This window comes from Amycolatopsis rubida, assembly GCF_900115345.1.
Lineage (GTDB): Bacteria > Actinomycetota > Actinomycetes > Mycobacteriales > Pseudonocardiaceae > Amycolatopsis > Amycolatopsis rubida.
On record NZ_FOWC01000010.1, the window covers coordinates 1 to 13,822 of the forward strand.

A 13,822-nucleotide genomic window follows, 5' to 3' on the forward strand; every position below is an offset into this window, starting at 1 on the left:
CCAGACCTGCCCGGGTGGTGGGCCAGCTGCGCGTGCCGCCGATACGCCGGTAGTGCTGGTACATCGCCTGCCGGGACCGGCCGCCGAGTTCCCTGCCCAGCGCGTCCCAGCTGCTGCCGCGGTCCATCGCCGCCTCGATCAGCGCGCGTTCGGCGCGCTTGAGGTCCACCGCGTGCTCGGGGAACAGCCTCAGCGCGCCGACCAGGTCGCCGACGGTGACGTCGGCGGGATCGGGACGCGCGTCGTCGCCTTCGGCGCGCACGGCGCGCAGGACGCTGGCGATCAACGTCCCGGCGGAGGGTCGCGCGACCTCGGCGGGGGCGTAACGGGCGAGGAGGTCGGCGGCCGCGGCGCTCGGAACGGGGTCCGCACTCAAGGGATCCATGGCTGTAAACGTACTCATTGACACACCGCTGTCAACTTGTTCGTTTACAGCAGCAAAGCGACAGTGGCGCGGTCGAAAGCGGTCCGGCAGACCAGAGCTGACCGGTGCAGTCCCGTATTCGACTTGCTCGTATTCACCCGAGGGAAGTCACCGTGCGACGGACCGCCGGGTGGCTCGGAGGGCCGCGTAGCGGTTCCAGTTTGTCGCGAGGACCGAGGCCCGTTCGGCGGCGAACCCGGGGTTACAGCCGACGAGGTCGGCGACCAGCGGCGACGTCGCGTGACCGCTGACGCGACTCGTGCACGTTATCCGGTAGGTCGATCGAGAGGGCCCGATCGTGGCGGCGACGGTGACCTAGCTGAAGACCGCGCGGCGCGGGGCTGGCAAGGCCAGTGGCCCGACCGTCCGCGCCGCGATCGACGCCTTCCTCGACACCCCGAAGGTCAAGGGCAACCCGAACACGCTGCGCGCCTACACCAACGTGCTCGACCGGACCGCCGAGCAGGTCGGCCCCGGCCGCACGCTCGCCGGCATAGACGACACCGAGATCGGCGACGCGCTCACCGAACTGTGGGGCACCGCGAAACCGGCGACCTGGAACCGCAACCGCGCCGCCGTCGGCTCCTGGCTGGGCTGGTGCGCCGACAAACAGCACTGGACCGGCCCAGCGCTGCCGGGCTCGGCGGAGCGGCAGCGGGAGAACAACGACGACACCAAAGCCGTGTCGAAGTCGCGGATCGACCGGCTCTGCCGACGCCGCGACGTGCCACTGCGAGAGAAGACGCTGTGGCGGATGCTCTACGAGTCCGCCTCCCGCGCCTCCGCGGTGCTCGCACTCAACATCGAGGACCTGGACCTGCCCAACAAACAGGCCAGGATCACCGCCAAAGGCGGGGACATCATGTGGATCACCTGGGGCACCGACACCGCCCACCTGTTGCCCCGGCTCATCGCCGGCCGCGAACGCGGCCCGCTGTTCCTCTCCGAGTACCGGCCCGGCCCGCACCGCCGCGCGACCACCGACCCGCGCGACATCTGCCCGGAAACCGGCCGGGCTCGCCTCGGCTACGACCGCGCCCGCGTCCTGCTCGCCTACTACGGCGACGGGCTACGACTGCACCAACTCCGCCACTCCTCGGCGACGCCAACGTCTCCGCGAACGTCATCATGACCAAAACCGGGCACAAGAGCCTGCGGTCAGTTCAGCGCTACGTCAAACCCGGCCTCGCCGCAGTGCACGAGGCCACCGAGACACTGTCCAGCCCCCGCCGAAGGAGCTGACCACCTACAACGCCGCTACTTTGCGGCTGGCCGTAGCTCTAGGAGTGGCGGGCCGACACTGACATCGGCGGCAGTCGGCACGGTGCCCTCTCAGAAACGGTCATTTGTGAGAACCCTTGCAAGAGCGCGCCACCCGGTCAGGATATTCAGCTAATCTAGATCACTTGGTTAAATGGGTTCATGACGGAAACATCCGCCGAGCAACCCGTCGACGCCGGGGCGGCTGAGCCCCTCGCGATCCCGCAGCTGCCCACGCCGACCACGGCAGCCACGATCGCCGCCGATCTGCTGGTGGCGATCCACCAGGGTTCTCTGCAGTGGGGAGCAAAGGTGCCTTCGCAGAAGGAACTGATGCGCGCTTATGGCGTGGCGATGGCGACTGCGGCTTCCGCGCTGTCCAAGCTCGACGCGGTCGGCCTGACCCACGCCCGGCCCCGCGCCGGTCGGTTCGTCGTGGACCAGCCCCCGCTGAGCCGGCGGCATGACGTGCTCGACGTCCTGGACGCCGCTTCGATCTGCCGCTACCTCGCCGCGACCTCCGGTGGATCGGCTCCGCACTACGTCTACGTGGGCGGCGACCCGGACTGGGACGATCCGCACGTAGACCCCGAGAAGAAGATGCCGCCGCGACGGGTCGACGTCACTTTCCTGTACGGCCTGGACCGGCATGTGCTGCGGTGGCAGTCCGAAGCATTCGTCGATGCGGCACGGCGGATTGTCGGCCACGGCCTGACCGACGCCGACCGGCACCTCGTGGCCGCCGCCCGCGCGATCCTGCGCGACGGCGCGGCGAGGCCGGAGGGCCAGGCGCCCATCGCGCAGAGCGGCGGACCTCAGCCGGTCGGCGAGCACGTGGCCCTGCGCATCTGGCCCGACCGCGCACGACCGCTCGGCCCGGACGACCCGCCGTTCTGATCATCCGGAGAAAGGCAATTGGCGACTGACTCTGCACTACGGACCCGGCGAAGCGACAGCCGGGGAAGTGCTGGGCACCGCGCCCGCGCAGATCGTCTCGTTCGAGCAGGCACGCGGCTGGGCCGAAGCCCAGCTGGCGACGCTGCTGGACGACCCTGCCGTGGCCGAGAGGTTGATCGGCTGGCGCCGGGCCAAGGATCCGGCTGTCTGGCACACCACACACGCGCTGACCGTGGGGAGTTTCGCACTGCGCTTCACCGCAGACGGCTGGCAACTGGCCAAACTGTTCTCCCAGGCGACGGGCAAGACCATGTCCGACGACGAAGCCACCGACTGGGCAACCAGCGTGTCACGGGTCCTCGGGAAAGTACGCATCATCGGCTGGTCGCCTGACCCCGGCACCGGCACGCCCGGGTTTGTCACCCTTCGGGGAACAGGCGGACCGAAGTAGCGAATGACGCGCACGGAAAACGCTCGTCAACGGACAGACCGATCGGACATCACGCCAGTCATCCGTCCGAAATAGACTGTTCCCGCATTCGCCGACACCGCTGCGGTCGATCGTCCCGCTGAACTGACGCGACCACGAGATTTCCCCCGCAGCCGCAGGTCCCCGCGAGCCGCCCGGAGCACCGCGAGGACAGCCAGGGACGGGCGGGGACGCCGACGCCGGAAGACCCGAGCCGCTCCCGCGGCTTCACCGATCACGCACCGTCGAAAGAAAAACCGAGGGCAACGCTCACCTGTTTCTGCGACTGAATCCGCAGAAACAATGCGTCGTGTCCCCTGTATCGGAAGCATCGCCAGAATTATCGGAATTTTATCGACGTCGCGTTCAGCAGAGACAGCCGCTCGAAGCGCTGCACCATCCGGGTGCTGCGGATCGGAGCGGGATAACGGTTCGGCCGGTCAGCGAGATGGACGAGGCGGGAGTTTTCCCGATCTGTCAAATGAATGGGGAGGATTGACATGAAATGGTGGAGCATGCCCGCGGCCTGCGCCGCGGTGGTGAGCGCCGCCGCGGCGGTCGCCGCGCCGGCCGCGGCGGCGCAGGAACAGCGCATCTCGGTGACGGTGCCGATGACCAGGCACCAGATCGTCAGCGCTGAGAGCGGCGCCGGCGGTTCGGCCCGGGCGGTGCTGGACAACGGGCAGGTGGTGGCGATCCCTCAACAGGCCTACCAGCGCTGGACCCGCGAGGTGAAACCCGCTCTCGACGCGGGCCGGATGTCTCCGCAGGAGACGCTGCCGGGCAACTGCGGCACCTCCTCGCTCACGTTCGTTCCGGTGGGGGGCAAGCAAGGGCGCATGGCGACATCGTGGGTGGTGGACCTCCCCACGATCGGATTCGACTGGAAAGTGGATTTCACCGACGACTTCGGGGTCTCGACCCAAACCTGGGGCGAGCCGTTCCACGGGGCCAGCAGCTGGGCCACGTCCTTCGTCTTCACCGGGGGCGGGGGCCCGACCCGCGCGCAGGTCCGCTCCCCCTACAGTTCGGTGACGCTGATCGACTTGGCCGTCTGCGTGAGCGCCGGACCGTCGGAGAGTGCGATCATCGTCTGACACCCGCAGTCGTGCCGGGGGCCGGGCAACCGTCCGCCCCCGGCATCGGTGGCCGGAATCCACGATCGCGACAACCAGGGGGCTGATGCCGATGCAGCGCAACGATTCCCGCCCGGGCCGTCCGGGTTCGACGTGGCCGGGAACAGTGTCGGAGGCCGCCGCCGCGCTCGGTCACCCCGTCGCGGTCCCGGCCCTTCCCGAGCCGCGCGGCTGCCTGCGGATGCTGACCCGCAGTGGCGAGCACGGGCCCGAGGCCATCAGCTGCACCGTGCCGGACGCGAACCTGACGGTCATTACCGAACGCACGGATCTGCGGCAGCTGGACCTCGCCGATGCCGCCGCGGAAGCGCTGTTCGGCAGCTGGCATTACGACCGCGCCTCCGATGGCGACATCGAACAGTGGATGCGAGACCGTCAGCGCGACGCTCACGACCACGCCAGCACCAGCGCACGCCGACTCCCCGTCGACGGCCACGACCGCGACGGGATCTACCGCGAACACGACGGCCACGCCGCCTGGGCCGCCGATCTCGGCACCGTCCGTGTCAGCATCTCCGGCCCCGCTCCCGCGCTTCAGACAGCAGGCTTGCAGCTACGCTCCGACTAATTCACAGGTCCGTGCAGCCAGTGCCGACGACCTCCGTTGACCCACCCCGGGGCAACACCTGCACGGCCATGATGCGCGGCACCACCGACAGTTTCGTGACACGCGGCGCGGGCCGAGTTCACCCTGGCCGGTTCGTCGTCTGCCGGTGCCGCGCTCCGCATGGCTCTGACCTGACGTTATCCAGGCAACCCGTCCGGAGGGGTGCCGTTCGCCTGGCCGTGGTAGTGAAATATCCGCTCAACCGCCGTACGCGACCAGCAGGTCCCGGGCGCGGATGTCCAGCTCGGTCGCCGCGCGCATGCCCCGGGCGCGGAAGGGAGCGACGTTTCGGCGGATCTTGGCGACGGCTTTGCGGGTTCGGACGGAGCGGACGCCGTCGAGATGATCGAGCGCCCGTTGCCAGGTCGCGCAGGCGTGTTCGATGCTGCCGCGCCGGTAGTACATCTGGGCACCGACGACCTGACCGACGACCGGTTCGCGGAGTGGATGCGCCAGCAGCTCACAGCGGCCGCGGAACGCCTCGGGCTGTCGGTCACCGGGCCTGCGAAGTGCGGCCAGGCGTACCGGTCGATCAGCGCGGACGCCGAAGGCCCCGGAGGATCGTGCTGGCTGCGAGTCGGCACCGAGGACGCGCGTTGGACCGACGATCCGATGTGGACCGGGATCGCCAGCTCGGCCGCGATCACCGGTGTTCCGATGCCCCGCCCCCTGGCCGCCGCCGCATGGACAAGCGACCGATGGGCCGCCGTCGAAGGGCATCCGCGCGGGCTGCGCGCCGACGTCGTCACCAGGCTAGAAGGCCGGCCGTGCTCACCGACCGAAGTGCTCCGCCAGGACCTGGAACTGCCGGACGACTGGTGGAGCGATCTCGTTGCCGCGCTGCAGAACCTGCGCGGAACCCCGACGACGCGATTCGCTCGCGGCAGCGGCCCGGACCACGCCATCGCCGACGTGTTCGGTGCCGAAATCGCTGATCGGCACCCGATCACCCGCTGGGAGACGACGCACGGCGATCTGCACTGGAACAACCTGTTCGGTCCCCGGGTGGGCATCCTCGACTGGGAAATGTGGGGGAAAGGACCAGCCGGAACCGACGCGGCAACGCTGCTGTGCTGCGCACTGCTGACCCCTCGGACAGCTCAACGAGTGCGCGACGCCTTCGCCGACGTGCTCGACACCGAAGCAGGCCGCGCCGCGCAGCTCTTCGTCGCGGCCAGGCTGATCCAGCGGCACCGATTTCACCCTGACCTGGTCGGGCCGCTGCAAGCGCACGTACGCGACATGCTGCGACAGCCAGCGACCAGTCGCTAGCCGCCCGTGCTCCCGACACTCCTGGTGACCAGGCGAAACCACCTTAGAGCTTTCGACGACCAGCGGGTGGGCCGACGCGGCACTACCCGTCAGGATTCTTGGTGTTCGAGGTCGGGGAGGTCGCGCAGCCGGATGCCGTCGGTGGGGAGGGTGCTGAGGTCGACCCCTTCGCGGATGAGGCGGGAGACCACCACGGAGGTCGATTTGCGCAGGTTGGCGCTGTTGTCGAGGTAGAGCTGTGTCGTGGCCAGCGACGCGTGCCCGAGCTGCAGCCGGATCCGGTTGAGCGAGGCGCCGGCGTCGTGGGCCTCCTGGGCGTGGGCGTGGCGGAGCCGGTGCGGGTGCAGCCGTCCGGCGTCGGCCAGCACGAGCGCGGCCTCGGCGACGACGGGGTGATCGGAGTCGGGGTCGAGCAGGCCGCTGAGCCGGTTGAGGACGGAGGTGATCGCCTGCGTCGACAGCCGCCGTCCGGTGCTCGAGGTGAGCAGCGGCTGCGCCAGGGCGGGCCGGTTGCCGACCTGTCCGGCGAGGGCGACGTCGGCGCCGGTGTCCGGAGGAACCCGGTCGGGCAGGTAGTCGTCGATGAGCGCGAGCTCGTGGTCGTCGAGCGCGACCCAGCGGTACTTGTCGCCCTTGCCGCGGACGTAGAGCGCGGGGACGCCGCCGGGTCCGGGGCGGTGCAGGTCGTCGAGGTCGAGGTTGCACAGCTCGGCCGCGCGCAGGCCGGTGCCGGGGAGCAGCTCGGCGATCACGCGGTTGCGGGTCCGCAGGGGCGAGGGGTCCAGCAGCGCGGCGACCTGCACCGCCTGCACTGCGGCCAGCGGCGCGGCCACGGTCGGCGAGGCCGGGTCGGCGGTGATGCCGAGATTTTCGCGGTCCTGCCGGGTGATCAGGTCGGCGAACACGGTCGTGGTGTGCTCGCGGCGGCGCATGGCCGAGTACCAGGCGCTGATCGAGCCGACGCGGCGGTGCAGCGTGGTGTCCGCGTCGCCGCAGAACCGGCTGTACCGCGTCCAGGCGTGCGCGAGGTCTACGTCGACGTCGGTGAAGGGGTTGACGTCGGCGGCCGCGCACCAGCGCAGGAACGACTGGGGCCGCGGGCCGGGTGAACGTCGCCCTCGGTTGCCGGTGACCGGCTCGCGCCAGGTCTGCATCGCCCTCGGCACACCCAGGTCGATCGCGTAGTTCTTCGTGGTGTTCTCGCTGCCGCCTTTGCTGTGGCTGCCCTCGTAGCTCAGAGTCAGCCACTTCACGGTCTGCTCCATCGCGAACGGCAGCCAGTCCGGCACGCCGGTGTTCCGCAGTTCCGGGTATTCCTGCATGAACGCCGGTTCGGCCAGTACGAGGCTGGTGCTCACGGTCTTCTCCTCTGGGGGCCGGGGTGCGCGTTCGCGGTGGACGTCGAGACTTCGCAGTACTGCTGTGTCAGCGTCCGTCAGTCATGCCGCGCCTCGTTCCGATCGGCGCCGCGGGCGAGGCTGACGACAGACGTCGTGCCGTACTTGCGCTGGTGGCGGTTCTCGGCGCGGCGGCCGAGCAGCATCCCTCCCAGGGCAGCGGCCACGCCGACCACGATTCCCGCGAGGGCCGCCACACCGCTGTCGTCCTCGTGCTGCAGCGCACCCGGCCAGAGCAAGGGCGCCAGCAGAAGGCCGACAGCGAACAGCGCGAGGCATGCCAGGCAGAACGCCCCGGCCCGGATCACCTCGCGCTGGCGGGACCGCAGCACGTTCCACCAGCGCCGCGGCGCGGTCTGCTTCTGCATCACGACGACCCTTTCCGTTCTTGAAGGCCGGGTTCACCACGGCGCGTTCCGTCGGCGGCTGTCGGTGCCGCTGCCAACGCGCGCGGGCCGGGGGCTCGAACGGCGGCTGGCTTCTTCTCGCCGGTTTCGAGGTGGGGGAGAGGACGCTATCGCCGCCTCGGTTTCCGGGCGCGCAGGGCGCGCCAGCGGCGCGCCACCAGCTCGGCCGTGTGCGTCCGGTTCTCGCTGGAGAAGGCAGGAGTGCGACGTCGGAACACCGCGACGATCTGAACCCGCAACGGGGGAAGACGGTGGGCCACGACGTCGGCAAGCGCTTCCCGGCCTGTGGCCGTCAGGACGTAGTAGCGGCGCGGCTCGTGCCCCGCGGCGAGGGTGCGGGGGTCTTCCCAGCCGTCGGAGATCCATCCGTCGTTGAGCATTCGCGTCAGAGTCCGGTACATGACTGCGGAACGCACGCCGGATGCTCGGCGGAGCGGGTAGCCGAAGTGGCGGGCGTCAGGGTTCTGCAACATCGAGCCGTCGGGCGGCTTCGAGCGGCTTCGGTCGGTCTGCCGGCGTGACATTGGCGAACGCGGCCGCGCTCTCGGGGTCCAGTTCGGGTGTCTGCATGTTTGCCGTCGCCTCAGCTCCCGGGATCGGTTTGGCGGCGCGGACCTCGCCGTCCTGTCCCGACGATAGCGAAGCGTCCTTCGTTACCGGTGATCGTGCTCCCTGCCTTTCGCCTTTCTCGTTCTTCGCTGGGCCGAGTCGGGGGTGATGGGGGTGGCCGTCTCGTCGGCGTCGACGAGAGCACCACGAGTGTTGGCTTCGACGGGAAGCCGGAGCATTGCGCAGGCCGACCGGCATCAGGATGGCAGCAGTGTCGGGTGTTCGAAGGCGCGGGCGGCGTGCTCCGGTCCGAGAACGCGGTGGCAGCTCCCGCACAGGTCGTCGTCGGCGAAGGCGTCGACGATCTCGTGGTCTCCGGTCTCGCCGTCGAAGTACACGAGCATCGTGCGGCCGCAGAGCGTCGGCGTGGCCTTCCGCACGAAGCCCAGGGCGCCCTGGAACTTCTCCTCCTCGCCGAGGTCGGCCGTCGGCGCCAGTTCTTGCCTGGTGTCCGGGTCGCGCGGGACGACCACGTGCACGCGGCCGCGGCGACGATGTCGGACGAACTCCAGCTGGAGATCGCTGCGTCGGCTCAGCAGTTCGTGAACCGCGCTCACGCACGCGTCTCTTCGGCGTCAGCGTCGGCCTGCGTCGTCTCGGCACGCCGTAACTCGAGGCGGGCGGCGACAGCCCGGCGCTGGGCCAGCTCCCGGAGCCGGGCGCGCACAGCATCTTTGTCGCTGCCGTCCCAGGTCGCGTACGGGTCGCCGTCGTCGGCCCAGGGCACGTGCTGGACCAGCGGGAGGTCGACGTCGGCGATATGGAACGACATCTGGCCGACGTCGGGGTCGGTCAGGAACAGCACGGTGCGGAAGCCGGGCTGGCCGTCGGCGTCGAGCGCGAGCCGCGGGTGCAGGGCCGGGTCGGCGGCCAGCACCGCGAGCAAGTCCAGCCGGTCGAGATAGACCGACCGCAGCCGCGCGTCCAGCTCCGCCGCCTGCCGGCGCAGCTGTTCCGCCTCGCCGGTTTCCTCGTCTTCCTCGTCTTCCTCGTCTTCCATGTCGAGCAAGGCGAGCGCGGCCCGCTGCATTTCGCACGCTTCCTCGTAGCCGAACTGGGCTCGCAGTCGCGCAAACACGTCCGGGAAGCGGGCCGGGGCGTCGCCGACGCGTGCTTCCTGGGCGAGCGCGTCGGCGATCTCGGCCGCTCCTCCGGACAGGGGCGGGATCACCTCGGCCCCAGCCGGGGTCCGGCCGTGCTCCATCGCGGTGTGCGGGATGTGCGCGGTGTCCGCGAGCTGGCGGCGGAGGTTGTCGGCCGCCATTCTGGCCTGGGTTTCGTCCGCGAACCCGAAATGCAGAGTGTCGTGGCCGGGGCGCACGATCCGCGCGCAGTACGGCAGCGGTTCGGCGGTCATTCCGGCAGACCCTCCTCGCGCCCGCCAGCGCCGGGCCCCATTGCTTGGGCGACAGCGGCCCACATCATTGCCATCTGGCAGGCACCGTCTTTCCTCTTGCCGTGCTTGTCGGCAGCGACTCCGGCAGAGAGCCAGTTTTCCTTCTCCTCGCGGGCAGTGTCGGCGAGGTCGCTGGCGTCCTTCTGCAGGAGGACTTGCTCCTCGGCCGCTTCGGCCCAGCGCAGGGCGTTGGCGATGGCCTCAGTTCGAGTGGTCATCCGGCGTTTCTCCTTCGGGCGTAAGGGTTTGCGTGCAGTATTCATCGCTGGCTCGGTGGTGTGCCTGACGGGCGAGGAGTGTTGACGAAGGGCGGGATCCGGGGGGCAGCGACGGCTGCACGCCTCCGGCAGATGCCCAGAGCCGACGCTGAACAAGGCCCGTTGTCATCTACTGCCAGAATGCCCGGCTCAATTGGACGTCGGGAAGGAGACCCGCGACCGCCTGCCATGACTGTTGGCTGACCGTCGCACCGTCGGCTCCGGTTTCCCAGCGGACCACGATGTTCCTCTGCCGGTTGCTCGTGGTGGCGACGACGGCAACACCCGTGACCCCGGGGACAGCCATCACCGCGTTGCGGACGTGCTGAGTACGCGCATCCGCTGCCGCTTGATTGACATCCGCTGGTTGGAGCCCTGCTCTTCCCGACAGCCGGATCACAGCCCGCCGATCATCTGCCTTGTCGACCGCCGCCGTCAGGTTCGCCTCCTGGATCACCTCGTCGTCGCCGGCCACGGCCACCACCGCGTCGGAGAAGCTCTCCGCCTCCGTCTGGTCGTCGTCTCTTGCGAGAACGACGCGCCGGAAATCGCCGAGGGGAGTTCCTTCGCTGTCGGTGACCATCTCGGAATCCCTTCATCACGAGGTTCAGTGCGCTGCAGCCCGACGGGCGAGTCAGGACTCGTCGTGAACGCCGGGCGTGCCAGCAGTGTCGCCCTGGATCCTGCCCGTCCGGGGGAGGGTTCACAGCTGGTCGGCGCGCTCATCACCGCCCTGCGCGCCTGAGCGTGTCGCGTCGTCTCGGTGCGGTGCAAGCGATCCGCAGGTCTGCCCTGCCGTTGAGCATCTGTCCCTTGCCGACGGTCAGAACCGCTGACGCAGCGCCCACAGGTTCGCCGCCGCGGCATCGAGCTGCGTCACGGCCTCCCGTGCCCCGGCAAGGTCCGCGGCCATGCCGGGTTCCAGCCGGATTTCCCGGTCGACGATCGCCTGGACCGCCTCGGCCAGCGAGCCCGCCGCCCGGGACAGATCCTTCACCACGTGCAACGGGTCCGCGCACGTCCCGGTCCCAGCCGCCACGCGGGCGGCCACCGCTCGCAGCACGAAACGTTGCCTCGCCGGCGTCGTTCCCGGCGAGCTTGCCCGCCAGGCCCTGCGGCGACCACTCCGCCAGACGATCGGTGTCTTCGTCGTGCATGCCCGCCAGACTATGACCCGCCTCCGGCACCAGGCGCGGCCAACCGAATCAGACACACCGACGTGTCGAGCTGCGACCGGCCGCGCGTGATCTCTACCGCGTGGCGAGCTGGACGAGTCCGGCGATTCGGGTCTTCGTCAGGGTCTTGGAGATGCCCGACGAGCACAGCGTTGCCTGCGGCCGGAGGACGTCGTTGAGGGCGCGGACGAGTCCGGCGACCACCGCGTCGTCAGCCCAGGTTTTCATCTCGACCTGCATGATCCAGTCCAGCACCTGGGCCGAGGTCAAGCACAGCTCCAGGTCGACTTCGTAGCCGGACGGATGTGCATCGTCCTCGCAGAACAACACGAGGGTCTCGGGATCCAGCCTCCACGGGCCCCAGTCCCGGTCCCCCCTCGGCCCCAGCCCTTGCCGCAGACTCATCGCTTGCTCCTCACAGTGGAAAAGGTACTCGCAGATCTTGCCGCGCGTATTCACTTGTCGCGGCGACCTGGGAGCGCGCGTAGTGCTCCACCCCGACGGCGTCGCGGTCGGCCCCGGCCTGGAGATCCGGCGGCGGGAAGGCCTACCTCGGGATCACCGAGGACTTCCGGGGACTTGGTGACGCGCCGGGCCCGCCGCGCGGCCGCGATCCACGCCTACGAAGTGGGCGGCGACGTTCGGGCCGGTGGACTACCGCGGCCTGACGCCGCTGATGTGGGCGCACGTGGCGATTTATCTGGACACATTCGAGTGGTCTACGGAAGACGGTCGCCGTGTCTCGGGGCCGTCCTCCGCGCGGGCCACGACGATGCCGCGATGCGCGTGGTCAAGGTCCGGGAGGCCGGGGGCGTCCGGCAGGTTCGGTTATTGGACGCCGAAGGGCGTGCGGTCGAGGTGGCGGGCCGGTTCCCGGAGCACTTGGTCGACCGGGGGTTCTCGCCGAATACGTTGTGCGCCTACGGTTACGATCTCAAGCACCTGTTCGTCTTCTTACAACGGGAGCAGTTGGCCTGGCAGGAGTTCGGCCCGGCGGACACGCTGCGGTTCCTGGGCTACCTTCGGCGGCTCCCGAGCAAGCGGGCGGCCCAGCGACTCGGGTTGACGGTGGTCGTCGGCGGGGCGGCGATGCCGGGGACGCTGCTGTCGCCCGCGACGGTCAACCGGGTGCTCGCCGCCCACCGTCACCACCCACAGGTTCCGGCACACCGTCGGCACCCAGCTCGCCGAGGGCGGCGCCCGCATCCAGACGATCATGGCCATCCTCGGGCACCGCAACGCGCAGATGTCGGTCAGGTACTCCCACATCAGTGACCCTGTGCTCAAGGAGCAGTACGAGCGGGTCATCGCCAACGGCGGCCGCATCGCCGGTCCGGCCGCCGAGGCGCTGCTGAACAACAAGCTCGGCCAGGGCACTGTCGACTGGCTGAAGAGCAACTTCTTCAAGACCGAGCTGGAGCTAGGCCACTGCCTGCGGCTTCCGGCCGAAGGGCCTTGCGAGTGCGACCTCTACCTGCGCTGCTCGAAGTTCTTCACCACCAGCGAGTACGCCCCGAGGCTGCGCTCCCGGCTGACCCGGGAACGGCAGCTCACCCAGGACGCCGTCGAGCGCAACTGGCCCCGTGAGATCGAGCGACACGAGGCCATCACCCGGCGCATCCAAGAACTCCTCGCAGAGTTCGGCGAACCTTGCGAGGACCTCAACGAGGTGAGCGAATGACCAGGTCAAGATCAAAATGTCCAGATAAGGCGATGGACGGCGAGTTCAAGCTCAACATGAACTCCCGCCTCACCCTCGGCCCGGCTGCGCCGCTGCCCGGCGCGTAGAGAATCAGGAGCGAAGATGGTCTGGGAATGGGTTGCCCCGGTGGGGACGGTCCTCGGCGCGAGCATCACCGCCGGCTTCGGCGGCTGGCTCGGCGGACGGCAGTCACGCAAGAACCAGGAGCGCCAGCACAAGTTCGAACGCAAGAAGGCCCTCGCCGAGCGCGGCCAGGACAAAGTCGACCAGGCAGCCGTCGCGCTGCGGTTCCTGGGCCAGCACGCCAGCGCCGTCGCGCACTGGAGAACGGCGTCCGAGCCGGTCGAGCGCCAGGACGACTTCTCCGAGCAGCACGACCGGATCGGCCTCGCGATCCCGTACCTCCTCGACGAACAGGTCCGGCGCGACATCGAACTGGTCCACGACCTGATCCAGCACGTACATGGGATCCAGATGCTCTCCCGCGGCGAGGCCCCGCAGCCCGTCGAGATCGTGTCGGCCGCGTGCCGGGAAGGACTGCTCGTCCTCGGCCGCTACCTCCGCCAAGAACCCTGGGAACCCTCCGCGGAACTGGCCTCACTGCGCGAAGTCCACGACAAGACGGCAAAGGAGTGGGCCGATATACAGGAGGAAAACAAGGCATACGAGGCGGAACTGCGCGAGGCCGCGGCGCGGCGACGACGGGCACCGAAGCCGCCGGACGTCGACTCAGCGGATAACTGACGTTATCCGCTCAGATGCCGTACAGTCTCAGTGGATAACGCGGTCTCGGAGCCCTCGGAACCCGGGTTGA

General features: G+C 69.4%; 18 protein-coding genes and 2 pseudogenes. 9 read left to right on the forward strand and 11 right to left on the reverse strand.

The annotated features are described in order from the left end of the window. Window positions 1-385: pseudogene (locus BM362_RS31370) on the reverse strand (hypothetical protein); the annotation flags it as partial. Between the two features lie 481 nt (window positions 386-866). Here BM362_RS31370 and BM362_RS31375 point away from each other — a divergent pair. The 5 genes from BM362_RS31375 (at window position 867) to BM362_RS31395 (ending at window position 4,754) form a co-directional block, all read left to right on the forward strand. Beyond that, window positions 867-1,556, forward strand: a complete 690-nt coding sequence (locus BM362_RS31375; protein WP_244287351.1) for a site-specific integrase — start codon at window positions 867-869, stop codon at window positions 1,554-1,556. Window positions 1,557-1,846: 290 nt separating this feature from the next. Beyond that, window positions 1,847-2,581, forward strand: a complete 735-nt coding sequence (locus tag BM362_RS48465) for a GntR family transcriptional regulator (protein WP_093575576.1) — start codon at window positions 1,847-1,849, stop codon at window positions 2,579-2,581. 67 nt (window positions 2,582-2,648) lie between these two features. Further along, a complete protein-coding gene (locus BM362_RS31385; protein WP_093575577.1) occupies window positions 2,649-3,032 on the forward strand; it encodes a hypothetical protein in 384 nt (127 codons plus the stop codon). 518 nt (window positions 3,033-3,550) lie between these two features. Continuing rightward, window positions 3,551-4,147 carry a hypothetical protein gene (locus tag BM362_RS31390; RefSeq protein ID WP_093575578.1) on the forward strand — a complete coding sequence of 199 codons (597 nt, stop codon included), beginning with the start codon at window positions 3,551-3,553 and terminating at the stop codon, window positions 4,145-4,147. A gap of 145 nt (window positions 4,148-4,292) precedes the next feature. Continuing rightward, entirely contained in the window at window positions 4,293-4,754 is a 462-nt protein-coding gene (locus BM362_RS31395; RefSeq protein ID WP_143132522.1) for a hypothetical protein, read from the forward strand. Window positions 4,755-4,991: 237 nt separating this feature from the next. Here BM362_RS31395 and BM362_RS47750 read toward each other — a convergent pair whose 3' ends face one another. Continuing rightward, window positions 4,992-5,198 carry a hypothetical protein gene (locus tag BM362_RS47750; protein WP_093575580.1) on the reverse strand — a complete coding sequence of 69 codons (207 nt, stop codon included), beginning with the start codon at window positions 5,196-5,198 and terminating at the stop codon, window positions 4,992-4,994. Here BM362_RS47750 and BM362_RS31405 point away from each other — a divergent pair. After that, window positions 5,169-6,065, forward strand: a complete 897-nt coding sequence (locus tag BM362_RS31405) for a phosphotransferase (protein ID WP_167545510.1) — start codon at window positions 5,169-5,171, stop codon at window positions 6,063-6,065. The two genes, BM362_RS47750 and BM362_RS31405, sit on opposite strands and share 30 nt — an antisense overlap. Window positions 6,066-6,154: 89 nt before the next feature. Here BM362_RS31405 and BM362_RS31410 read toward each other — a convergent pair whose 3' ends face one another. The 9 genes from BM362_RS31410 to BM362_RS47755 form a co-directional block, all read right to left on the reverse strand. Then, a complete protein-coding gene (locus BM362_RS31410; protein ID WP_093575582.1) occupies window positions 6,155-7,423 on the reverse strand; it encodes a tyrosine-type recombinase/integrase in 1,269 nt (422 codons plus the stop codon). A 77-nt stretch (window positions 7,424-7,500) separates the two neighbouring features. After that, window positions 7,501-7,830, reverse strand: a complete 330-nt coding sequence (locus BM362_RS31415) for a YrzE family protein (protein WP_143132523.1) — start codon at window positions 7,828-7,830, stop codon at window positions 7,501-7,503. A 146-nt stretch (window positions 7,831-7,976) separates the two neighbouring features. After that, on the reverse strand, window positions 7,977-8,393 hold the full coding sequence (locus BM362_RS31420; RefSeq protein WP_093575584.1) for a helix-turn-helix transcriptional regulator: 417 nt from the start codon (window positions 8,391-8,393) through the stop codon (window positions 7,977-7,979). A 282-nt stretch (window positions 8,394-8,675) separates the two neighbouring features. Further along, window positions 8,676-9,035 (reverse strand): hypothetical protein, encoded by a 360-nt coding sequence (locus tag BM362_RS31425; protein ID WP_093575585.1) that lies wholly within the window; start codon window positions 9,033-9,035, stop codon window positions 8,676-8,678. Continuing rightward, window positions 9,032-9,835: a hypothetical protein gene (locus BM362_RS31430; protein ID WP_093575586.1), complete on the reverse strand. Its 804-nt coding sequence runs from the start codon at window positions 9,833-9,835 to the stop codon at window positions 9,032-9,034. The genes BM362_RS31425 and BM362_RS31430 overlap by 4 nt, the downstream gene beginning before the upstream one ends. Further along, the gene (locus BM362_RS31435) at window positions 9,832-10,092 is read right to left on the reverse strand and encodes a hypothetical protein (protein ID WP_093575587.1); all 261 of its coding nucleotides are present in this window, start codon (window positions 10,090-10,092) and stop codon (window positions 9,832-9,834) included. The genes BM362_RS31430 and BM362_RS31435 overlap by 4 nt, the downstream gene beginning before the upstream one ends. A gap of 169 nt (window positions 10,093-10,261) precedes the next feature. Next, window positions 10,262-10,714 carry a hypothetical protein gene (locus tag BM362_RS31440; RefSeq protein WP_093575588.1) on the reverse strand — a complete coding sequence of 151 codons (453 nt, stop codon included), beginning with the start codon at window positions 10,712-10,714 and terminating at the stop codon, window positions 10,262-10,264. Window positions 10,715-10,954: 240 nt separating this feature from the next. Then, window positions 10,955-11,194, reverse strand: coding sequence for a hypothetical protein (locus BM362_RS31445; RefSeq protein ID WP_093575589.1), 240 nt, complete (start codon window positions 11,192-11,194; stop codon window positions 10,955-10,957). A 187-nt stretch (window positions 11,195-11,381) separates the two neighbouring features. Further along, the gene (locus BM362_RS47755; RefSeq protein WP_167545512.1) at window positions 11,382-11,711 is read right to left on the reverse strand and encodes a hypothetical protein; all 330 of its coding nucleotides are present in this window, start codon (window positions 11,709-11,711) and stop codon (window positions 11,382-11,384) included. A 375-nt stretch (window positions 11,712-12,086) separates the two neighbouring features. Between BM362_RS47755 and BM362_RS50750 the strand changes: the two are divergent. From BM362_RS50750 to BM362_RS31465, 3 genes and pseudogenes are all read left to right on the forward strand, one after another. Further along, window positions 12,087-12,329, forward strand: a pseudogene (locus BM362_RS50750) (site-specific integrase); the annotation flags it as partial. Window positions 12,330-12,585: 256 nt separating this feature from the next. Beyond that, complete coding sequence (locus BM362_RS31460; RefSeq protein WP_208865399.1) at window positions 12,586-12,987, forward strand: hypothetical protein; 402 nt, start codon at window positions 12,586-12,588, stop codon at window positions 12,985-12,987. A 123-nt stretch (window positions 12,988-13,110) separates the two neighbouring features. Then, on the forward strand, window positions 13,111-13,752 hold the full coding sequence (locus tag BM362_RS31465) for a hypothetical protein (protein ID WP_093575592.1): 642 nt from the start codon (window positions 13,111-13,113) through the stop codon (window positions 13,750-13,752). Window positions 13,753-13,822 lie beyond the last annotated feature (70 nt).

What these genes read in the sequence shown, in the direction of transcription:
- BM362_RS31420 (WP_093575584.1), bottom strand. Translation starts at nt 8,393, where the DNA reads ATGTCACGCCGGCAGACCGACCGAAGCCGCTCGAAGCCGCCCGACGGC.
- BM362_RS31430 (WP_093575586.1), bottom strand. Translation starts at nt 9,835, where the DNA reads ATGACCGCCGAACCGCTGCCGTACTGCGCGCGGATCGTGCGCCCCGGC.
- BM362_RS47755 (WP_167545512.1), bottom strand. Translation starts at nt 11,711, where the DNA reads ATGAGTCTGCGGCAAGGGCTGGGGCCGAGGGGGGACCGGGACTGGGGC.
- BM362_RS31390 (WP_093575578.1), top strand. Translation starts at nt 3,551, where the DNA reads ATGAAATGGTGGAGCATGCCCGCGGCCTGCGCCGCGGTGGTGAGCGCC.
- BM362_RS31465 (WP_093575592.1), top strand. Translation starts at nt 13,111, where the DNA reads ATGGTCTGGGAATGGGTTGCCCCGGTGGGGACGGTCCTCGGCGCGAGC.
- BM362_RS31440 (WP_093575588.1), bottom strand. Translation starts at nt 10,714, where the DNA reads ATGGTCACCGACAGCGAAGGAACTCCCCTCGGCGATTTCCGGCGCGTC.
- BM362_RS31435 (WP_093575587.1), bottom strand. Translation starts at nt 10,092, where the DNA reads ATGACCACTCGAACTGAGGCCATCGCCAACGCCCTGCGCTGGGCCGAA.
- BM362_RS48465 (WP_093575576.1), top strand. Translation starts at nt 1,847, where the DNA reads ATGACGGAAACATCCGCCGAGCAACCCGTCGACGCCGGGGCGGCTGAG.
- BM362_RS31415 (WP_143132523.1), bottom strand. Translation starts at nt 7,830, where the DNA reads ATGCAGAAGCAGACCGCGCCGCGGCGCTGGTGGAACGTGCTGCGGTCC.
- BM362_RS47750 (WP_093575580.1), bottom strand. Translation starts at nt 5,198, where the DNA reads ATGTACTACCGGCGCGGCAGCATCGAACACGCCTGCGCGACCTGGCAA.